At 55.1% G+C, this 19,871-nt stretch carries 19 protein-coding genes and 1 pseudogene; 2 read left to right on the forward strand and 18 right to left on the reverse strand.

Annotated elements, in window-relative coordinates; genetic code table 11:
- The 16 genes from DDY07_RS14965 to nifE form a co-directional block, all read right to left on the reverse strand.
- Positions 1-1,422, reverse strand: a complete 1,422-nt coding sequence (locus tag DDY07_RS14965; protein ID WP_171696448.1) for an undecaprenyl-phosphate glucose phosphotransferase — start codon at positions 1,420-1,422, stop codon at positions 1-3.
- Positions 1,423-1,648: 226 nt separating this feature from the next.
- Positions 1,649-3,034, reverse strand: a complete 1,386-nt coding sequence (locus DDY07_RS14970) for a translocation/assembly module TamB domain-containing protein (RefSeq protein WP_171696449.1) — start codon at positions 3,032-3,034, stop codon at positions 1,649-1,651.
- Complete coding sequence (locus DDY07_RS14975) at positions 3,035-5,101, reverse strand: hypothetical protein (protein WP_171696450.1); 2,067 nt, start codon at positions 5,099-5,101, stop codon at positions 3,035-3,037. It lies immediately after the preceding gene.
- The gene (locus DDY07_RS14980; RefSeq protein WP_171696451.1) at positions 5,098-6,828 is read right to left on the reverse strand and encodes an autotransporter assembly complex family protein; all 1,731 of its coding nucleotides are present in this window, start codon (positions 6,826-6,828) and stop codon (positions 5,098-5,100) included. The genes DDY07_RS14975 and DDY07_RS14980 overlap by 4 nt, the downstream gene beginning before the upstream one ends.
- Positions 6,829-6,994: 166 nt before the next feature.
- A complete protein-coding gene (locus DDY07_RS14985) occupies positions 6,995-8,269 on the reverse strand; it encodes a (Fe-S)-binding protein (RefSeq protein ID WP_171696452.1) in 1,275 nt (424 codons plus the stop codon).
- Position 8,270: 1 nt separating this feature from the next.
- On the reverse strand, positions 8,271-8,723 hold the full coding sequence (locus DDY07_RS14990) for a hypothetical protein (RefSeq protein ID WP_101051777.1): 453 nt from the start codon (positions 8,721-8,723) through the stop codon (positions 8,271-8,273).
- Positions 8,724-8,726: 3 nt separating this feature from the next.
- Positions 8,727-9,689: a DUF364 domain-containing protein gene (locus tag DDY07_RS14995; RefSeq protein ID WP_033157152.1), complete on the reverse strand. Its 963-nt coding sequence runs from the start codon at positions 9,687-9,689 to the stop codon at positions 8,727-8,729.
- Between the two features lie 9 nt (positions 9,690-9,698).
- A complete protein-coding gene (locus tag DDY07_RS15000) occupies positions 9,699-10,079 on the reverse strand; it encodes a hypothetical protein (protein WP_171696453.1) in 381 nt (126 codons plus the stop codon).
- Positions 10,076-10,582, reverse strand: coding sequence for a hypothetical protein (locus tag DDY07_RS15005; RefSeq protein WP_171696454.1), 507 nt, complete (start codon positions 10,580-10,582; stop codon positions 10,076-10,078). The genes DDY07_RS15000 and DDY07_RS15005 overlap by 4 nt, the downstream gene beginning before the upstream one ends.
- A 3-nt stretch (positions 10,583-10,585) precedes the next feature.
- Complete coding sequence (locus DDY07_RS15010; RefSeq protein ID WP_020484886.1) at positions 10,586-10,909, reverse strand: ferredoxin; 324 nt, start codon at positions 10,907-10,909, stop codon at positions 10,586-10,588.
- 756 nt (positions 10,910-11,665) lie between these two features.
- The gene (gene fdxB, locus DDY07_RS15015; RefSeq protein ID WP_171696455.1) at positions 11,666-11,983 is read right to left on the reverse strand and encodes a ferredoxin III, nif-specific; all 318 of its coding nucleotides are present in this window, start codon (positions 11,981-11,983) and stop codon (positions 11,666-11,668) included.
- Positions 11,984-11,992: 9 nt separating this feature from the next.
- Positions 11,993-12,208, reverse strand: coding sequence for a CCE_0567 family metalloprotein (locus DDY07_RS15020; RefSeq protein WP_020484884.1), 216 nt, complete (start codon positions 12,206-12,208; stop codon positions 11,993-11,995).
- Between the two features lie 8 nt (positions 12,209-12,216).
- A complete protein-coding gene (locus DDY07_RS15025) occupies positions 12,217-12,690 on the reverse strand; it encodes a NifX-associated nitrogen fixation protein (protein WP_033157156.1) in 474 nt (157 codons plus the stop codon).
- Positions 12,691-13,037: 347 nt separating this feature from the next.
- Positions 13,038-13,469, reverse strand: coding sequence for a nitrogen fixation protein NifX (gene nifX, locus DDY07_RS15030; protein ID WP_171696456.1), 432 nt, complete (start codon positions 13,467-13,469; stop codon positions 13,038-13,040).
- Positions 13,470-13,513: 44 nt separating this feature from the next.
- Positions 13,514-14,911 carry a nitrogenase iron-molybdenum cofactor biosynthesis protein NifN gene (gene nifN / locus DDY07_RS15035; RefSeq protein WP_171696457.1) on the reverse strand — a complete coding sequence of 466 codons (1,398 nt, stop codon included), beginning with the start codon at positions 14,909-14,911 and terminating at the stop codon, positions 13,514-13,516.
- Position 14,912: 1 nt separating this feature from the next.
- Positions 14,913-16,355 (reverse strand): nitrogenase iron-molybdenum cofactor biosynthesis protein NifE, encoded by a 1,443-nt coding sequence (gene nifE, locus DDY07_RS15040; RefSeq protein ID WP_033157159.1) that lies wholly within the window; start codon positions 16,353-16,355, stop codon positions 14,913-14,915.
- A gap of 215 nt (positions 16,356-16,570) precedes the next feature.
- Between nifE and DDY07_RS15045 the strand changes: the two genes are divergently transcribed.
- Positions 16,571-17,428, forward strand: coding sequence for an ion transporter (locus DDY07_RS15045; protein ID WP_171696458.1), 858 nt, complete (start codon positions 16,571-16,573; stop codon positions 17,426-17,428).
- A 43-nt stretch (positions 17,429-17,471) separates the two neighbouring features.
- Positions 17,472-18,269: a hypothetical protein gene (locus DDY07_RS15050; RefSeq protein WP_171696459.1), complete on the forward strand. Its 798-nt coding sequence runs from the start codon at positions 17,472-17,474 to the stop codon at positions 18,267-18,269.
- A 150-nt stretch (positions 18,270-18,419) separates the two neighbouring features.
- On the opposite strand, the pseudogene DDY07_RS15055 reads toward DDY07_RS15050, so the two are convergent.
- Together DDY07_RS15055 and DDY07_RS15060 are read right to left on the reverse strand one after the other, a co-directional pair.
- A pseudogene (locus DDY07_RS15055) lies at positions 18,420-18,571 on the reverse strand (DUF2892 domain-containing protein).
- A gap of 8 nt (positions 18,572-18,579) precedes the next feature.
- A complete protein-coding gene (locus DDY07_RS15060) occupies positions 18,580-19,857 on the reverse strand; it encodes an NAD(P)/FAD-dependent oxidoreductase (RefSeq protein ID WP_171696460.1) in 1,278 nt (425 codons plus the stop codon).
- Between the last annotated feature and the right edge of the window lie 14 nt (positions 19,858-19,871).

Below are 19,871 nucleotides of genomic sequence, written 5' to 3' on the forward strand. Positions count from 1 at the left end.
TTAGTAGGCGTTTTTATTGATAAAACCGGTCAGCACGGTGCGGAAGGCGATCTCCAAATCAAACCACAGCGACCAATGCTGGATGTAATACAAATCGTGTTCGATGCGACGGTTGAGGTCGGTGTCGCCGCGCCAGCCGTTGACTTGCGCCCAACCGGTGATGCCGGCTTTGACCATGTGTTTTTTCATGTAGTTGGGAACTTGGTCCTTGAACACTTCGACGAAATCCGGACGCTCGGGGCGTGGACCGACCAGCGACATATCGCCGCGTAACACATTGATCAATTGCGGCAGTTCGTCCAGGCTGGTTTTGCGCAGGAAAGCACCGAACGGGGTGGCGCGATTTTCGCCGGGCTTGGCCCACACCGCGCCGGTTTTGGCTTCGGCATCGACCGGCATCGAGCGGAACTTCAACATCGTGAACGAACGATTATTCCAACCCACGCGCTCCTGACGATAAAACACCGGGCCACGCGAACTCAGCTTCACACCCACCGCTAAAACCAACATCAGCGGGCTAATCAGCAGCAACAAAATCAAAGCCAAAAGTCGATCTTCGATTTCTTTGATATAACGATTGATGCCATGCAACGGCGATACTGAGAAATCCAGGGTCGGAATACCAGCCACAGTGTTCAAGCTCAGGAATTTGCTTTGTTTGAAGGCGAAACAGTCGATCACCAAGCGGATGCTGACCGGCAGATGGCGCAGTTGATATTGAGCACGTTCGGTCAACGATTCGCCTTGATAGGCTACCCATACTTCATCGATAGCTTGAGCCGAGATGATGCCCGGCAGGTCTTCCAACTTACCGAGACACGGCAGTGCGAAATCATTAATTGAATTTCTGTCATCGCCCCTGTCGTCAACATAACCGACCACTTGCAGGCCAGCCCAGGACGAATGATTCAACTGCCGCGCCACCGCAACCGCCATTTGATTCAATCCGACCATGACGATACGACCCTGCGACCAACCACGAGCCCTTAAGAAACGCAGCACTTGCGACAACACCCCGCGCGCCACCAACACAAAAGCCAAACCCAGCACGCCCCAGGATGCGATCCAGCGGTAACTGGAACCAAACCAAAAATGTAATCTGATTAAGGCGACGATGGACACCACCGCCACTAACGCCGAAATCCAGGCTCTGACGATACGGGCAATTTCGCCGCGCATCGCATCGTTACGCCAGGGCCGATAGACCTGGCCGATTTCGAAGAAGATGATGGCGCCCAGGATGCCCAGCGCGATGACGATCCGGTAATCCTGATCGACAACGTACTCGCGCAACCAAAAATAGTGAGTCACCCAAGCGGCAGCAAACAACATGGCGACGTCGATGACGCGCAGCAACAAAATCACCGTGTGACCGTACTGTTTAAAAAGCCCGTTGAAAATATTTCCCAAACCGAGTGGCATGATGGCTTAACCCCTAAATCGTCTTGATCCAATGACTAAGGGTCACCGTCCCTGGAAACCCAACCTGATGCGAACGGGTTGTTAATCCCTATTCGCTTGGGTAGTAGATTACCGAGACAAGATGAGAGAAAGCCTGAGGGTTTAATTAAGAATGTATTAGAAACGGCTTAACTTTGGATGAAAGGGATTTTAAGCGAATGAATTATGGCCAATGACGCAGCGAGCTTTAGTCAGTGTCAAACTCATAATTGACTTTGACGCGCTGCGATGTGCCGGTTTGGGTTTCCAGATTGATGCTGTCGGTGAGTTTGTATTTCAAAACCAGCAGCGCCTGCTTACTGAACAGGCCCAGTTTGGTGCCCACATAGGTATTAGCCGTCAGATACTGTCCTGCCGTGACCAGCGTATCGGCAAACGACTTGCCTTGCTGCACTTCAAACTCGTCTATACCCAGTTTCTCGGTCAGCCACGACAGCCGCCCCGCGCCATAGGATAAAGCGGCGCTCGCGATCATATTGCCTTCATCCTTACCGGCTTGGTTCAGCGAAGCCCCGGTTATCAAATACGCCAGCGCATCGGACTCCGGCAGGCTGGGCTCGGTATAAATCTTGGTCTGCGGCGCAGTGGCCGAACCGCTGACCTGCAACACGGCCGTCACTTTCTGATCCTTGGAAACCCGATAGGCTTCGACATCCAGCCATGGGCGATCGATCGGGCCATTAAATAAAAACCGGCCCTTACGCAACTTCAAGTCTTGTCCATAACTTCGGTAACGGCCGTCGGCCATATCGATGGCGCCATGCAAGGCAAGACGTCTATCAAGTTTCAGAAATTGCAGCTGTCCGGTCAGTTTTGTATCCAAACCAAGCCCGGAAAAAGTGACTTGCCGCCCCAATTGAATCGCCACGTCAGCGTCGATACCCGGTGGCGCTTCGATAGCCTGATCCGAGTCCGTTTTGCCGACGATCACCTCATCGCGACTGACCGCCACCGCACTGGCCGGCAGCTCTTTGATTTTAACCATGGCTTTGTCAATTCCCAACGCTCCGGTCACTTTGGTATCACCACGGGCCGAGCGGCCCAGCTTAAGATGCGGTGCGATGGTCACTTCGGCTTCTGGCAACTTAGCCACCTCAAAGTCATTGCCAAGCACATCAAGATCGGCAATGCCATCCAGGCCCAACAAACCATCGATGGCAAGCCGACCGCCGCCAGAACGAAGGCTGCCGTGTACTTGAAGTTGCTGATCATCATTCACGGCATCGGCATGCAACTGAATATCGGACAAAACAATACCCAGTTCATCAATTTGTAAGCGGCCATCCTCCAAACTCAGACGCCCCTGAGCAACTGGCTGAGGCAGCGTGCCCCCCAATTTCAGATCGGCACCGAATCGCCCCTTAAGCCCGGACATATTGGGCACCAGATCCTGAAACAAACCAAGATCGTTGATTTTTGCCGCCAGATTTCCGGCCAAGCTCTGTCCGGGACCTTGATCCAGTTGCAACTGAGCGCGGATAAAGTCGCTACCGTCAGTCGCCAAATCAAGATCGGCAGTCAGACGCTCGCCAGCGAGATTGCCGAACAGAACGGCCTTGCGAAACGGCACCACCTACCCATTCCGGCCAACCGGCAGCGACACGCCGGCGTCTGCCAGCGCCAATCGATAATCCCCCTGCAAACCGCTCCCGCGTTTGCGAACCTCCGCAGTCGCGGCTAAGCTGCCAAAAAGTTGCCAATGCGCCGGCAGATAAGCGCTTAGCAAATCCAACGGATAGTCGCTGACCCGCCCCTGACCGCTCAGATCGCCATTTGCCAGATAATCGCCCTGCAAACAGATTAACGCACTCGCTTGCGTCAGACAGGTATCGGCCAAGCGCACATCGGCACCGGCAGGCCGCTGCTCTATCGTCAGGGCAGCGGCTTGGCGCAATTCCCAGGCACCGAGTCGAGGGACTTGCAAGGATAAAGCCTGCAACGCCCCTTGCCAGCGCGGTGCTTGCCAGCCGCCGGCCAGCGCCAGCGCCAATTGCCCCTGCGGCGCACGGACATCCAGGCTAACGCTGTGTTTTGCTGAACTGCCGCTGGCGGCTATCGCCACGCTGTCGATTGTGTCGTGACCGCTAAGTACATGTTGGGCATGCATTTGTAGCCGGATTTGGGCGTTTGGCTGAAAATCCAAGGTCAGATCAAATGCGCCGACTTGCTGTTGCGCATAGCCAAGCCCCGCAGCCTGCGCCGTCAACTCAATATCCGGCAAATGCCAATCGCCGCGCAGAAGACCGTTAACATGCGCTTTGCCGCGCAGACCGGGCCACAAACCGGCTAAAGCCGGCGTATGCAAATCAAAGCGAAGCGCGGATTCAGCCGGACCCAAACGGCCATCAGCGTGTAACCGATTGGCACCTGACGACAGTTGTAACTGATCGACCGCCACAACCTGCCCGTCCAGCGCAAATTTTCCCCCACCGCTCAACGGCTTGCCGAGCAATTGACCATCCAGCCTATGCAGTTGCGCCTTAAACTGCGGCGCGCCCGTGTTCAAATTTCCCTCGACATCCCCATCAAGCGATAAGCGCCCCGGCAAATCCGGCACCAATACCGCCGGGTTAAAATCTCTGGCGTGCGCGTGCAAAGCAAATTCGACGGCGTCCTGCCAGGCAATCGCGCCGTCGACAGCCAAGCTGCCTGCCTTGGACGCCACCAGGAATCGTTGGAGTTTGGCAGACGTCGGCGTACCGTCCATCGCCAGCTCCACGTGTGCATCCGGTAACTCGGCTCGCCGCACATCGGCGGTCAGCTTGGCCTGATAGGCTGAGAAATTACCCTGCAACGCCAGCGAACCCTGCGGACTTGTCAAATGCGGAAGATCGCCGACCAAGGGCCAGCGCGCATCGACCCAATCGCCTTGCAATGTAAAGCCGGGGGCTTGTAACAGCTCATCAATCTGACCGTGCAAGGTCGCAGCGAATGGTCCTGAAGCGTTGATGTCCAGTACCAAGCGCTTCAGATCGCCGCTGAATTTGCTCGCTGCCTGCCAGTTGCCATATTCGGCCGAACGCAACTGACACTTCGCGTTCAGCGCCAGTGGATAGCCGCCACCTAAGCCCAACCATCCATTTAGATCAAGCTGATAGTCCGCAGCCTCAGCGACCATATGGGTTAAATGCAAGCGGCCGCCTTCGGTGTTGGCAGACAAAGTGAGATTTGGGAGATCGTGACGTTGCCCGGACTGGATGAATGTAGCATCGTTAACCGTCAAACGATCCAAGCGCAGCGCCAGCGGCACGGGTAACGAGGCTTCCGGGTCAAAATGACTGCTGCTATCCGCCTGCTGAGTGCCCGGCTCCAGGGTCAATTCCAGGCCCTCGGTGGCGATCTCGTCGATCTGCAATGCGCCTTTCAACAAAGCAAGCGGAGACCAAGCCAGCGAGAGGTAGCGGAGTTTGAGTTGAGTGCCATCGGCATGGTACTGCACCCCTGCCAACTGCAAACGATGCAACAGGGTGCCGTCGATGTTGTTAATGCTGGTCTCGGTCGGCAATACTTGCTGAATCAGCCAGCGACTTCCCGACTGGCTGTTGGCCATAGCCAGCACGACCGCCAACAGCAGCAACAGCAAAGGCAGTACCAGTAGTAGCCTCCGCAGATACCTCCCAGGCCAGCGCCATAGGCTCATAAACGTGTCCCTGCGGCAAAATGGACTTGAAACGAGGAGTCGGCGGGTTGCAGGGGCACGGCAAAATCCAGGCGTACCAAACCAATCGGCGAGTACCAACGCACCCCCAAACCCACACCGGTCTTCACTTGAATGCCGTCCAAATTATAGGCATTGCCGGCATCGATAAAGGCGGCCGCCCCCCAATTGTCGAGTACCGAGTGTTCATATTCAACGCTGACCACACTCAAAAAACGCCCGCCCACTACCGCGCCCGTAGCGTCCTTAGGTCCCAGTTCTTTGTAACTGTAACCACGTATGCTGTTCATACCGCCGGCAAAATAACGATAAGTAGTGGGTAGCTTGTCGAAATTATCCACCAGCGTGGCGCCTTGCTCGCCACGCAGCACAATGCGTCCCACGTCGCCAACGGGGTGCATCCACACGCCCGCCACAAACCCTTGCAGCATACTGATATGGGACAGCGGGCTTTTGTAGCTGCCATCCACTGAGAACTCCAACCGATAGCCACGTGTCGGTCGAAGCGGATTGTCCGATACCGAACGCAACCAACTGCCGCCGGGTAACAGCAATAGCGTCGTGTCGGTCGTATTCGCCGCCGTATACTTCTCGTAACTGTAGTCGATGAACAATGTCTGCTTCCAGCCACTGGTGAATGCGTGCTTCAAGCGCGCCGATAATTTCCCTGCCCACGAGGTATAACTGGTCGTGTCTTCGCGTTTCACACCCGCACCAAAGCTCAAGGAATCGTTGAGCGGATCATCCAGCGGTACGGTGTATTCAGCACCGGCTGTAGCCAAGACCGGCGATAGATCGAGTTCGGCGTTGAAATAATGGCCCTGCGGATTGATTAGACGATTGAGATAGGTCCCACTGACCAAAGGACCCTTATCGGTGTCGTAGCCCAAACCCATCCCGTAATGATGGCGCTTGTTCGGATACAGACTCAGCATGACGGGCACCTGCCTATCGGCTATGCCGGCTAAATCCGGATGAATATCCACCGATTTGAAATAGCCGCTGTTGGACAGCGCATTGTGCGTATCGGCTAGCTTATGACTATCGTAATACTCGCCGGTTTTGACTTTGACCAACTTGGCAACAAACGCGGGATCAAGAACAGCCTGGTCAATCTTGACTTCGCCAAAATAAAGACGCGGTCCCGCATCGTAATGCAGCACAATATCGGCCCGATCTTGAGAAGGATCGACGCGCAATTGACTCGTGGCAAAGCGCCCTTGCAAGTAACCACGCTCTAAGGCCAATGCCTCGATTTGTTTTTTCAAGGCTTCATAATGCCCGTGATGCAGCGGGCTGCCTACTTTGGCGGATAACTTTTCCCGTAAGCTCGCGAATGCCGGATCGTCAACCGCTTCACCGAGAAATTGCACGTCAATCGCAGTCACGCGCATCGGCTCGCCGGGCTTAATGGCAAAGCGCGCCTTCCAGCAGTCGGGCTTAATATCGAGATTTTTTTCTAAGCTGACGTGGTAGTAACCTAACGCGCGCAACGCATCGTCGATCTCCTGATCGGCCTTGAGGAACAGACTATTGATTTTCCAATCAGGCGCCTTGCAGTCCTGTTCACGCAAAGACAAGCTGATTTCAACATTCCTTAATAACTCACCGTCTATGCCCTGAATCAGGACATCGGCCGAGGCCTCTAACGTCTCAAACAGGCCGACCAAAACCACCGCGTACAAGTGGAATCGATAGTTACCGGTCATCTTGGGTCATCGAAACAGGTCATAGGGAGCGCTGAAGAGGTTGCGCAGCCACTTTACCAGTGATCCAGCCCGCCTAGCAAACTGCAACCTGAGCAGTATCGGCTAAGCGGTTGGCTACTCTACGGTGCCAAGATTGGCTATGAAGCCAAGGTATGAAGTGGTAAACCTACAGCCTGTCCGCCAATAAGCGGATCGGATGCACTAGCTTGCGCGCGGTTTCGGCGCGTTCGGCGTTCAGGTAAAACGCACAGCTGAAATTACTGCTAACCACCACATCCGCACCGGAGCCTTCGATGGCCTGGCGTTTGGCATTGCGCAGTTGCTGGGCATTGTCCGGGTGGCTGAGCATGTAACTGCCACCGGCACCGCAACAGAGTTGATTGTCCGGCAAGGCTTCGATATTTAAACCGGGGATTTTCCGCAACAGATCGTGAACGGCGCGGCCGTTTTTCAACACATTGCGCTGGCTGCACGGCTCGTGCACCGCCACATTCATATTAGACGCGGCAGGCTCCAAGTTCTTCGGCCAATGTTCCAATAAAAATTCGTTGATGTCCTGCAAGCGTTTGGCAAACCAACCGGCGGTTTCGCTATTATCGCCTTGGTATTCGCTCAACATTGCGCCGCAGCCGCTGGCGACGTAAATCACCGCATCGACTTCCAACTCATAAAACGCTTCGATATTTTTATCTTTCAGAGTTTGCGCGGAGCAGCCGTTGTGCTGATGAATCGCCCCGCAACAGCCCTGGCCTTCCGGCACCACCACTTCGTAGCCTATGGTATTGAGCAATTTGATCGCGGCCCGTTGCGTGGCGCGGTCGAAATGTTCCGCGAGACAGCCGGTAAACAAGGCCACCCGCCCGCGCTGCCGCTGCCGCCTGCCGACCGGATAAATCCCGGCCAAACTGCCCAAGGCCGGCTCGTTCAGCAGACTTTCGGCGGTAGCCAGCTTTAATTTACGTAACAAACCGCTGGCTCGCAGCGGTTTTCGCAAACCGGAACGTAAATACAAAGACAGCATGGGCAATAACATCCGCCGCCGGCGTTTGTGTTCGATAAAGTACATCGCCAACTTGGCTAACCAAGGGTGAGCCGCCGCTTCCTGCAATTTGGCTCGGGCCTGATCGAACAAGGCGCCGTAACTCATCCGGCTGGGACAGGCAGTTTCGCAGGCCCGACATTGCAGACAGTTGTCCAAATGGGCGCGTTCTTCGGCGCTAATCGGCGCATCCTCAACCAAAATTTTGCTGATGGTGCGGATGCGTTGCCGGGGCGTTTCGGCGTCGATTTCGAACAAACGAAAAGTCGGGCAGCTGCTGACACACATGCCGCAGCGCATGCATTCGCTGGCTTCCGGGATATACGGACCGTTGGGCGCAGGTGACTGTGAGCCGTTATCGCCCGTAAATTCGCCCATGCCAAAATCCATCATATCGAACATGTTAGCCCTCCATCATTTTGGTGTAAGCCCGGCGCAACAACTCCATTTCGGCTGGCGGCCGACCGCGTAACTCCGGCAAAGTGCGCATCTGGCAACCCAAGGCCTGCATCAAGCGGTGCGGCGGATCCAGCAGCTTGAAACGCGCCATATACACCGTGACGGTGCCTTTTGGGGTATCGACATATTCCTTAAAACCGGCTTCGGCATAGAGTAAGTCGTTATCAAACCCCAGCAGACGATTGATGGCGTTAACCAGCGTTGCCGGATGCACGGTGATTTTTCCGTCGTTTACCGTCGCATCTTCATCGAAGGCAACCGACAGCGGCGGCAAGGACTGCGGAAAGCACACGCTGCCGCCGGCCTGCTGGGCAAACAAGGTCAAAGCGCTGATATCGCCTTTGTACATCAATAATAATCGGTGGCTATTAAATGCCTCCGGTACTGCGTTGTTCATTGCTTAGCCAGGCGCACAATTGTCCCACAGCGATTTAAAGCTGCTATCCAAGCGCGACAGCCGGCTGTTGATTTGGTCCAACAATGAGTACTGCGGGAAGCGCGCCTTATTACCGTCGCGATACCATTGCTCCATCGCTTCGGTCAGCTGGGTTCTTTCGTTAAAACAATCGGCGATTTGCTGCTTCAACCAGCTAATACTGCTTTGCGGGGCCAGTTCCGCCACGCGGTAGCGTAAGCCATTATTAAAGATCCGCACGCCTCCGCCTTGCGCGGCGGTGTGATACAAGGCCGCTTGATCGACAACTTCCACCCCGGCCAGATAATCGATGCCAAACTCATGCAACTGCGGCAGCCACGGTACGGTGGGGCCCATCAACACGGTTTTGGCGTGACTGGATAGCTCTACCAGCCGCGGAAAGGTTTTATTCGGAATACTGCTGGCGGTCAAAAACACCCAGTCAGCTTGCGGCAATAAAAACTCGCACGCGGAATCCGGCAGATCGGCAGCAGACGGTTGTCGCTCCAAAATGGTTAAATGCATTTTGTCTTGATAGCGTTCGATGCCCGGATAACGGCCGATCACCACCACGTTTTTGCCATGCAGCTGCGGCAAAAAATGCTCGAACACCGCCAGATTGGCATGTTCGTCGTGACTGTCCAACACCAGCGAATCCGGCAAAGGCCGGGCGTTGATGCAACTGTTGATGGCTGCCATGGCAACCGTGGCTTTATACGGTTCCCATTCGGTAATCCAGGCGGCTAAATCCGTCACCGGTTTGCCCACCAAGGTGCCGGACCACGGCAAGGTGCGCGTGTTCTGCCCCGGACTCATCGCCAAACCGGCGGTCGCCCGGCCCTGACTTTGGCACACTGTCCAAACCAAACCGATCATCAGGTTGTCCACCACGGCATCGCTGCTGCAATAGTCCAGCAGCAGTTCGTACAAGCGTTTTGGGTTAGCCATTGCCCCCCCTTATTGCGGGATGTCTAGCAATTTTGCTTCGGTTTTAATGTTGTCTTGCTGGCCCCAGGCATTAATGGCCTCGACGAACCATTGTTTTTTGGTCGGGTGCGGCTGCACAACATCGTATTCGGCATAAAAACTGCCGTCGCCATGAAATTTAATCTGACCGATGCGCTGCTTACCGGCATTGTACCAATAACCCACCAGATCCTGAGTTTGGGTAAACGGGTCGGTGACTAAACTGAACTCGGCGCTATCGAATTTCGGCAAACTGAGTTCGGTTTGCAGTGGAAAGCCCAGCTTGACGATATTTTCTATAATGCGTTGACAGACTGTCTCGCCGAAAGCCCGCCGCGCCGAGACCTGCTCGGCAACCTGTTCGCTGGTCATGCGGCATCCTCCAGCACGGCGTCGGCCAAATCCATAATCACCGAGGCGCCGGAACGGTCTTCCGGATCAAGCGCGCGCATCAACACCAGTATGGACTGGGCTTCCGCATCCAATTGCCGCCGCAGTTTGATAAAGGCTAGCGCTTTTAAACTGTAGAGATAAAACAGCGCGACGTCGCTGGCGTACATATCCCACTGCGCCAACTCGCGGCCCAATTGCCGATAGTCGGCCGGAAAACCACCCTGCCGGGCCGCTTCGTTTAGCGCCGCCATCACTTCAAGCTCGGCTTCCAGCAAACGGCCTTGGTAAAAATAGAACTTATACAAGGCAAAATAGGTTTGCAGGCAAGTAGCGTCCAAAGCCTGAGCCTGTCTGAAATATTTTTCCGCCAAAGGCTTGTCCGCATGACTGGCCGCTACCGCCATCTGCAACAGTTTATTCACCTCTTCCGGCACATCCGGACTGAATAACACCCGTTCTTCAAAAAAGCCGAGCTGACTCATGGATTACCAGACCTCGGCGGGCGCAACCAACGCGGCGACCGGCTCGCCACCCAACAAATGCTGATCGATGATGGTTTTGACATCATCCTTGGTGACTTTGCCGTACATCACCCCTTCCGGATAGACCAACACGCTGGGTCCCAGCATGCAAGGGCCCATGCAACCGGTGTTGGTCAGGCCGATTTTCTCGAACAGGTTGCGAGCTTGAATTTGGTTCATGAACTCGTTCATCACCTCGGCACAACCACTGGCGGTACAGGAGCCGCGCGGATGGCCTTGCGGACGGGCTTGAGTGCAGACGAATACGTGTTTATCGGGACGAGGCATAGTGGGATTCCTTATGGTTTAACTAAAAATAAGGTGTCGCTATCGCGACGAATTCATTGATGTCGGTTCTCGGACCGACAACCGAGACACTTTCTTTTGCTCCGCCAAAAGAAAGTATCCAAAGAAAAGGCGGCCCGGATGCCACTTGTTCCCTGCGCTCCTCGCTTTTGAACGGGGTTGCCGAAAGGGGCTCCCCGCCCCTTCGGCAACGCGCCGCATCCCTGCGGCGCCCCTGCGGGCTGCTCACTCGGCACATCCATGTGCCTCGCCCTTCGGGTGCTGCGCATGCAAATCGGCTATCCTGCCGATTTGTCCGTTCAAAAGCTCCGGTGCTCGGCGCGGCATACGGGAGACGACCGTTCTACTCTCGATGCTCCTAGATTTACATCCAGCACCAGAAAACTAAAAAGGGCTTTTACAAAGCATTGTGAACCTAAAACAGCTGGCGACAGCTCACCCCCGAATTAACTCCAATAACTTAGCAATTCCGGGACAAGCCAGATCCCCTATGCCGCGCCGAGCACCGCAGCGTTTATCGAGATTAGCCCGAAGGGGTGCGGCAGGGATGCCGCACGTCGGCGGAGGGGCTGGGAAGCCCCTTCTGCCGACCCTCGATAAACGCTGCGGCGCGCAGGATCAAAGCGGCATCGGGGTGGCCTTTCTTTTGGTGACTTTTCTTTGGCCAAGCAAAGAAAAGTCACTCGGCTGTCGGTCCGAGAACCGACATTAAAAAGGCCGTCGCGCCAGCGACACAAACTAAGCCGCCGCCTTATGCTGATGCGTAAAACAATCCTTAGGACAAACCTTGGAGCACGCCTCGCAACCAATGCAGTCGGCAGCATTTTTCAAGCTCATCACCATGCTGTTATCGTCATCGTCCTCAAAGTCGCCGTAATCGTCGCCAAAATCTTCGGCTGATAAGGCTTCGTCTTTTTCGACCAAATCAAATACGTCGCGCGGACAAACCTTGAAACAACGGCCGCAACCGATACAAGTACGCTGATTAATGTCGGTAACGTAAGACGGTGTCCAGACGGTGCCGCCAAAGGTCACGCCGGTTACAAATTCGCTCATGATCGTCTCCTAGGCCGTTTCTTTGCTTGCAGCCAAGAACTTCTTGTTGGCATCATCCCAGGCTTTGCAGGCGTCGTAAGTGGCTTGCGCAATACCCATCAGCTCACCATAGGCATCCGGCAATCTGTCTTCGATCAAATCGTGCAATACCGAGGCCGCCTCGCTAGCAATACGCTTGGCTTTCTTCACGTCTTTTTCCAATACTTTCAGTTCTTCGTCGCTCATCGCACACCTCAAGCTTCGGCTACTTCTCTATACGTGGTGATCAAACCCAGCGCTTTCTCAATCGTGGCGTCGGTTTTGGCGGCCAAATCTTCCAGGCTGGGAAAACCAAAACGATGCACGTCGCGCAAGACTTTATCCACCACGATCAATTTGCCGACCAATACCAAAGCCCGGCCGAAACCTTCGTGGGTGATGTTGATGACCGGTACCGCCATCAAGCCGCCTTTCTTCTCAATCAGCGAGGCAATGGAGTTGTAATAGGCTTTGACCCGCGCCAAAGTAATTTCGTCCGGATCGCCAATAATCGGAATCTCGCGCTTACGTTCTTTAGTCATGACCAAGGGATCGATGATCTTTTCTTCCGACCAGCCTTCGTAAGTGTCGTAGGTATCGAGTGCGCGCAGTTGTTTGACCATCTCGACGACGATTTCCGAGTTCATGAACGGGTCGCCTGCTTCGACGACTAATGCGGGTTGGGCCATGGTGGTTCTCCTAATTTAATGTTTGATCAATTTGAATACATTTAATCGCGCTAGGCGCTAAATCCCGTATGCCGCGCCGAGCACCGAAGCGTTTATCGAGAATTGCCCGAAGGGGTGCGGCAAGGATGCCGCACGTCGGCGGAGGGGCTGGGAAGCCCCTTCTGCCGACCCTCGATAAACGCTTCGGCGCGCAGGATCAAAGCGGCATTTCGGGTGTCGTTTCTTTTGGATACTTTTCTTTGGACAAGCAAAGAAAAGTATCGCGGTCGTCGGTCCGCGAACCGACATTAAAATCAGTCGTTGCGTCAGCAACTCAAAAATCCGGCCGTTAAGTAGCCGCGACAAAATCATTCATCCCACCCCTCCTCTTCCATCGCGTTAAACCGCTCCGGATTGGGGCCTTTGTGTTGGTTGATGGCTTTGGCCAGCCAACTGGATGGGCCGGCTTTCATTTCGGCTTGTAAATCCGCGATCAGATCCTTGACGGTGCTGCCTTCGTGGACTTTGACCGGCTGAATGCCTTGCGCGACGATTTGTTTCACTGCAGAGGCACCAATCGCCAGGCAATACACGGCCGCGCAGCCTTCCAGCAACTGAATCTTCACCGACAACTTGTCTTCGTTACCATCCTGTGCGAGTTCGCCAAATTGCGCGGCTTCCATGAATTCGGACTGCTCCGGATCCACTGCGTAGACAGCAAACGATTTGGCTGAGCCAAAATGCTGATCAACGTGCACCATGTCGGTAGTGGCAAAAGCGACTTTAATAGCGGTTTCCATAGGCATCCTCTGTTCGTGGGTATGCAAAACGTGCATGCGGCGGGCTAATGACATGACGGCGAGCACGCTTGACGTTCGGATTCGGGTTTTTGCGCATACGGCGAGTAGTACGGCTCGATCTCCTCGTGGGCAAAGTTGATTACCAAATTGGCTAAATCAAACAAGGTTTGCCGAGTGCCGCGATAGCCTATCCAGGTTTTCTGATAACCGCCGATGATGTCGTACAACGGAAAACCGATACGCAGAATCGGTATGCCCAGTCGTTCGGCGCTAGCCACGGCATGCGAGTTACCGATCAGCAGTTGCGCCTTGCGCTCTTTAGCCATCACTTCCAAATCTTCCAGGTCGCCGATCTTGATGCTGTCCACCGGTGCCGTCGCCAACACTGGCGTATTGCCGGCACAGATGGCTGTGACCACTTCCGCCCCCATGCCTTGTACCAGATGAATCAGGGCATTGAGTTGATCTGGATCAGCAGCGATAGCCACCCGCAGTTGGCCGAGCATAAAATGAGTATCCAACATCGCGTCTTGCAATTGCGCGCGCTGCCGTTCAATCTTTTGCGGCACCGGCATTTCGCTGATGTCGGCCAAGGTTGTAATCAAGGCGTCGTTAGCCTGAAGACCGTAAAGATGATCGAAATAGAAACTGGGCACACCGGTTTTTTCCTGCAACAGTTCACCGGATTTACGCAGAGATGCGCCGATAATTAAGCTGGCTCTGGCTTCACCCAAAGTCGCCAACTCGGACACTGGCGTACCGCCGATGGTCACCGGCGAGAAATCGTCGTCGGTCAAGCTGCCGTCCAGCGAATCGGACAAGTCCGGCACCAGCACAGGGCGAAGATTGAATTGTTCAATCAAATCGCGCAGCGCTTCCAGATCGCCGGGCGTCAACATAGGGCTAACCAAACAATTGAGCTGACGTTGGCGATTGCCCGGTTTGGTCCCGGCCGTTTCCGCGTCCGGCACCAAGGCTTTGACGATTTCGTAAATCGTCGCCGCATAGCCGGTTTCCACACAACCGGTGAAATCAGGCGTGTTCACCGCGACCACCGCCACGTGGGCATATTCCGGGTAACGGTCGCGAAATTCGCGGACGTTGCGATGCACATCGCAGCCCTGGGTTTCCGCCAATCCGGTAGTCAACACCGCGATCAAAGCTGGGTTGGATTTTTCGGCAATCGCTTTGATGCCTTCGATGACATTTTCGTCGGCACCCAACACGGAGCTGGCTTGATCCATCGCGGTGGTTTGCAGCGGAATCGGCTCGCGGAAATGTCGGACAAAGAACACCTTGGCAAACGCCGTGCAACCTTGCGAGCCGTGCAGCATCGGAATCGCCCGGTCAAAACCCAGGCAGGCCAAGGAACCGCCGGTAGGTTGACTGGCCTTTAGCGGATTAACCGACAGGGCTTTATTGCGTTTGACGATGTCGGCCATGCTATGCCGCCTGAGCCGCTAAAGGCTCTGCTGGCGCCTCGATAGTGGCCGATTTTTTCAGGCCTCCGGTCCGCCAGGGCGGCGTGGCCCGCACAGCTTCCCAAACCGGGCTTTCCAAAGTCAAAGCCAATTGCCGGACCAGTTCCAGCATGCCTTGATAACCTTCGTAACCGAATTCACGCTCTTGGTTGATGTCCAGGAACGGAATCCGCGCTTTCAAAGCGGTGTACATGTTCCGGCCGCCGGCGATCAGGATGTCGGCTTTGTAATCGGCAACGACTTTTAACAAGGCTTTCGGGCTGCCGTCTTCGATCATCAGCGTGTCCTCGCCCATCAGCTCGCGGATACGGGCCTTGTCTTCCTCGGTAGATTTCTTGGTACCGGTGGCCACCACGACCATACCCAAATCCTGCAGTGCCGAGATCACCGACCAGCTTTTCACGCCGCCGGTAAACAACAATACCCGTTTGCCTTTTAGCCGCTCTCGCCAAGGCGCCAAGGCTTCGCGGATGCGGTTCTCCTCGCGGGCGATGATGGCTTCGGTGCGTTCGATTAAATCGGGGTCGTTGATTACCCTGGCGAAATCGCGCAAAGCCTGGCTGGTATCGGTAATGCCGTAAAAACTGCCTTCGAACCACGGCGTGCCATAGCTTTGTTGTAGTTTACGAGCGACATTGACCATGGCTTTGGAGCAGACCATCATATTGACTTCGGCCTTATGCATGGTTTGTACTTCGCGGAAGCGGGCGTCGCCGGACAAGGTACACAATACGCGCAAGCCCATTTCGTCGAGTAGCGGTAGCACGTGCCAAAACTCGCCGGCGATGTTGTATTCGCCCACCAGATTCACGTCATGTACCTTGATACCCGGGCGCTCGGTGCCGGGCGGCAACGGATCAGGATCGCGGGTGCCGATCACGTGATTGACCATTGCGTCGCCGGCGATGCGGTTACCCAGGTTTTTGGTGCCGTAGAAGCCGGCGCAATCAATAGGTACGACCGGCACGCCCCAGCGTTCGGCGGCGGATTTGCAAGTCGCGTTGATGTCGTCGCCCACCAGAGCCGGTACGCAAGTGTTGTAGATAAACACCGCCGGCGGATTGTAGGTTTCGATGGCTTGTTTAATCGCATGAAACAGGCGTTTTTCGCTACGCCCCATCACCACGTCTTGCTCGGTCAGATCGGTGGTCATGCCAATCCGATACAGTTCCGAACCGGAAGAGCGGGTGCCGCGGTTGTCCCAAGAACTACCCGCGCAGGCGATGGGCCCGTGGACGATATGAGCCACATCGGCGATCGGCAGCAACGCAATCTGCGCGCCGTCGAAAGCGCAACCGCCCGCCGCCGAGCCGGGTTTAGGTTTGGCGCAGCCGGATTTTTCCTTCTTGTTGTGCTCGCAAGCCGGTTCGTCCAGCAGTTCCGCAATATCTTTGGTCGATTTCATAACACAACCTCACGTTTTTATTAATGCTTTTGCAACGGTTGTGCCAACTTATAAACGCTTGAATTTTCTATGCTTTGAGCCAAGCTCATTTGTAGCAAACCCGACAATCGACCGCGGGCGCCAAACAAAATATTGTCTGAGTTAGCCCGACCGCCGGGACCGGATTTATACTTTGCCCGCCAAGCAGCACCCCCTACCGTTCACCATCGAGAACCATGACCGCTAAGCCCAAACGCCAGCACCGCTACAATCAAGGCACGACACTTTCCGCGTGGCGCGAGGCGCTGAACCAAATCGTGTTTGGTTCGGAAACCGCCGCCGGGCGGCGCTTCGATATCGCCTTGATCGTGGCGATTTTGCTGAGCATCGTGGTAGTGATGCTGGACAGCGTGGCCGATTTTCAACAACGTTACGCGACGGCGCTGTTCTGGGCGGAATGGCTGTTTACCGGTTTGTTTACGTTGGAATACGCGCTGCGTTTGATATGCGTACGGCGCCCTTGGCTGTATGCCCGCAGCTTTTTCGGGATTGTTGACTTGTTATCGATACTGCCGGCTTATCTGGGTTTGCTGCTACCCGGCGCGGAATACATGCTAACTTTGCGGATTTTGCGGCTATTACGGATTTTCCGGGTGCTAAAGCTTTCCGAATATCTGGAAGAAGCCGACATTCTGGTGGTGGCTTTGGTTAATAGCGTACGAAAAATCACCGTGTTCTTATACGCGGTGCTGACCTTGGTGGTGGTATTCGGCACTTTAATGTATGTGGTGGAAGGCCCGGCGGCCGGCTTTACCAGTATTCCCAAAGCCGTGTACTGGGCCATTGTCACCATCACCACGGTCGGGTATGGTGACATCGCGCCGAAAACACCGTTCGGGCAGATGATCGCTTCTACCATTATGATCATGGGCTACGGCATTATCGCCGTACCGACCGGCATTTATAGCGCCGAATTGCTCAACACCCGCAAAAACCAGAATCTGGATAACCGCGCCTGCCCGGATTGCGGCGCCGCCAGCCACGATTTCGACGCGGCGCATTGCAAGTATTGCGGGCATCGCTTGGACGAATAGTGGCTGCGCTATCCCTTAAACTACTTGTAACGCAACACAGCTAATGCTGGAAGAGTTTTGGCATTATTTGGGCGTGCGCACCGCCAGCCGCCAAGCGCGCTTATTGGGTTACGCTCGGGAAATGGCCGCTTTGCAAGTCAGGCACCGCCGCTGTCGCCAAGCTTGGCGACCGCATATCCAAGCCACTCAGCAGGCTTTGCTGAGTGCCGCACAATTGCTAGGCGATACGGGTGGTGGCGCCCTGATTATCGGCGGTGGCAGCGCACACGATCTACCCATCGCCGAGTTATTGCAGCATTTCGATCAGATAGTGTTGTTGGACATCGCCTTTAGTTACCCAAGCCGACGCCTTACCAAATGTTGGCCAAACCGAGTGTTTTGTTGTCCGCATGACGCCACCGGCATCGTGAACTGGCTGGCTCAGCATCGGCAAATCCCGCCAGCAGCGTTGGTGCAGAATCCGATAGCGCCCAAGTTAGCGGTCAAACCGCGTTGGGTCGCGTCGGTCAATTGCCTGACACAATTGCCTCTGCTTCCGCTGGACTGGTTGGCAAATACCGCCGCCGAGCCACGACAATTGGAAGCTTTCGGCCAGGCCTTGATGCTTGCCCACCTATATTGGCTGGATAGCTGGCAAACGCCGGTTTGTCTGATCACGGAAATTGCGGATCAACGCCATAGCCGCGCCGGCTTGCTTGATCGAACGGATTACCGGCCCGTTTTGAGTGACTATCTTCAAAATGCCGATCAATTGGCCTGTTGGGATTGGCTGGTCAATCCACCGGGTGAATTGCCGGAAGGGGGTTGGGAGTCGCGAACAGTAGCGGCCTATTTAAAGTAGACCGCTATGCTCTGTGCGAGGACTAAGTTTGATTAGGCCGAACAGAAAACAGCCGAATCGCCGTCTGGCAACGATCCGGCACTTTGACCCAAGCTATCAGAATGCACAGCCCGATTTAAACCCAAGCTTCTTCAAAATAATCGCTAGCGGTCAAAAACCACTGAACGACGCTTGCACTAAATTAGCCCCCACAAACGCGGTAAACCACAGCCCATTCGGCGAATGCCAGTGCGCCAGCGCAGCGCCAGACTGATCAGAACGAACGAGCCGGCAAACGCCATTACCAGACGATCAATAGACATATAGCCTGCTATTTCAAACGCACCACGCCGAGGAATTTCAAGATCATGCGTTCGTAAAACGGCTCGCTGATGCCGTTTTTAATCTTGCGCATGAAGTATTTCTCAAAACCGATTTTGGCAAGATGCACCCATTTGCCATGGTTGGACCAAGTGGTATTTCGGGGCGGGATTTGCGGCACGGCCAAGAACGCCACGCCGGTGTCGCCCAAGTCCGCCAGGCACAAAGCGCTTAAACTCGGCATGTCCGACGGCTGTTTGCCGGCCAGTTCGTCGCGGATGTTGTGGGCGGTAGCCGTCACCATGGATTCGATCATGTAACCGGTTTTAGGGGTACCGGTCGGCACCGGAGTTTTTTCCACCGGCGGCAAGGCGATGCAGACCCCGACCGAGTAAATGTTTTTGTAGGTGGGATTACGTTGATATTGATCGACAATCACGAAACCGCGGGGATTGGTCAAACCTTCCGCGCCGCAATGGCGCACCGCATCTACGCCGGTAAACGCCGGCAGCATCATCGAATGCTTGAACGGCACTTCATGTTTTTTCTTGTCGTTACCGTCTTCATCCACTTCGGTGACATACATCATGCCGGCTTCGATGCGATCCACTTTGGCGTTGGCGATCCATCTAATGGTCTTGTCGCGCAGCGCGCTTTCCAGCAAGCCTTTGGTGTCGCCGACCCCGCCGAGGCCCAGGTGGCCGATATATGGCTCGGAGGTGACAAAAGTCATCGGCACTTTGTCGCGGATTTTGCGTTTACGCAGTTCGGTTTCCAGAATCATCAGATATTCGTAAGCCGGGCCGAAACAGGACGCTCCTTGCACCGCGCCAACGACAATTGGACCGGGATCGGCCATAAATTTGTCCCAATCCTCGGCAGCCAATGCAGCATGATCGACATGGCAGACCGACGAGGTATGCCCACCGTGCGGCCCCAAACCCGGTACTTCATCGAAGGCCAGGCGTGGACCAGTGGCGATAATCAAATAGTCGTATTCAACCGAAGAGCCATCCGCCAGATCAATTTTGTTGTTGGCCGGATCGACTTTGGTCGCGGCCTTTTGAATGAAGTTGATGCCTTTTTTCGCCATCACCGGCGCCAGCTCGATTTTCAAATCCTCCGGTTTGCGCCATTTCGGCGGCACCCAGGGATTGGACGGCACAAAGTGGAAAGTCGGCGAATCGGAAATCACCACGACTTCATGCGCATTCCCCACTGTTTCCTTCATTTCGTAAGCCATCGGCACACCGCCGATCCCCGCACCCAACACTACAATTCTTGCCATGACCTTCTCCTCGC

The sequence above is a fragment of the Methylomonas sp. ZR1 genome (assembly GCF_013141865.1).
Taxonomy (GTDB): Bacteria; Pseudomonadota; Gammaproteobacteria; order Methylococcales; family Methylomonadaceae; genus Methylomonas.

Excerpts from the sequence above, each read along its gene's own strand:
- DDY07_RS14965 (WP_171696448.1), bottom strand. The coding sequence starts at position 1,422 with ATGCCACTCGGTTTGGGAAATATTTTCAACGGGCTTTTTAAACAGTAC.
- DDY07_RS14975 (WP_171696450.1), bottom strand. The coding sequence starts at position 5,101 with ATGAGCCTATGGCGCTGGCCTGGGAGGTATCTGCGGAGGCTACTACTG.
- DDY07_RS14980 (WP_171696451.1), bottom strand. The coding sequence starts at position 6,828 with ATGACCGGTAACTATCGATTCCACTTGTACGCGGTGGTTTTGGTCGGC.
- DDY07_RS14985 (WP_171696452.1), bottom strand. The coding sequence starts at position 8,269 with ATGTTCGATATGATGGATTTTGGCATGGGCGAATTTACGGGCGATAAC.
- DDY07_RS14990 (WP_101051777.1), bottom strand. The coding sequence starts at position 8,723 with ATGAACAACGCAGTACCGGAGGCATTTAATAGCCACCGATTATTATTG.
- DDY07_RS14995 (WP_033157152.1), bottom strand. The coding sequence starts at position 9,689 with ATGGCTAACCCAAAACGCTTGTACGAACTGCTGCTGGACTATTGCAGC.
- DDY07_RS15000 (WP_171696453.1), bottom strand. The coding sequence starts at position 10,079 with ATGACCAGCGAACAGGTTGCCGAGCAGGTCTCGGCGCGGCGGGCTTTC.
- DDY07_RS15005 (WP_171696454.1), bottom strand. The coding sequence starts at position 10,582 with ATGAGTCAGCTCGGCTTTTTTGAAGAACGGGTGTTATTCAGTCCGGAT.
- DDY07_RS15010 (WP_020484886.1), bottom strand. The coding sequence starts at position 10,909 with ATGCCTCGTCCCGATAAACACGTATTCGTCTGCACTCAAGCCCGTCCG.
- fdxB (WP_171696455.1), bottom strand. The coding sequence starts at position 11,983 with ATGAGCGAATTTGTAACCGGCGTGACCTTTGGCGGCACCGTCTGGACA.
- DDY07_RS15020 (WP_020484884.1), bottom strand. The coding sequence starts at position 12,208 with ATGAGCGACGAAGAACTGAAAGTATTGGAAAAAGACGTGAAGAAAGCC.
- DDY07_RS15025 (WP_033157156.1), bottom strand. The coding sequence starts at position 12,690 with ATGGCCCAACCCGCATTAGTCGTCGAAGCAGGCGACCCGTTCATGAAC.
- nifX (WP_171696456.1), bottom strand. The coding sequence starts at position 13,469 with ATGGAAACCGCTATTAAAGTCGCTTTTGCCACTACCGACATGGTGCAC.
- nifN (WP_171696457.1), bottom strand. The coding sequence starts at position 14,911 with ATGGCCGACATCGTCAAACGCAATAAAGCCCTGTCGGTTAATCCGCTA.
- nifE (WP_033157159.1), bottom strand. The coding sequence starts at position 16,355 with ATGAAATCGACCAAAGATATTGCGGAACTGCTGGACGAACCGGCTTGC.
- DDY07_RS15045 (WP_171696458.1), top strand. The coding sequence starts at position 16,571 with ATGACCGCTAAGCCCAAACGCCAGCACCGCTACAATCAAGGCACGACA.
- DDY07_RS15050 (WP_171696459.1), top strand. The coding sequence starts at position 17,472 with ATGCTGGAAGAGTTTTGGCATTATTTGGGCGTGCGCACCGCCAGCCGC.
- DDY07_RS15060 (WP_171696460.1), bottom strand. The coding sequence starts at position 19,857 with ATGGCAAGAATTGTAGTGTTGGGTGCGGGGATCGGCGGTGTGCCGATG.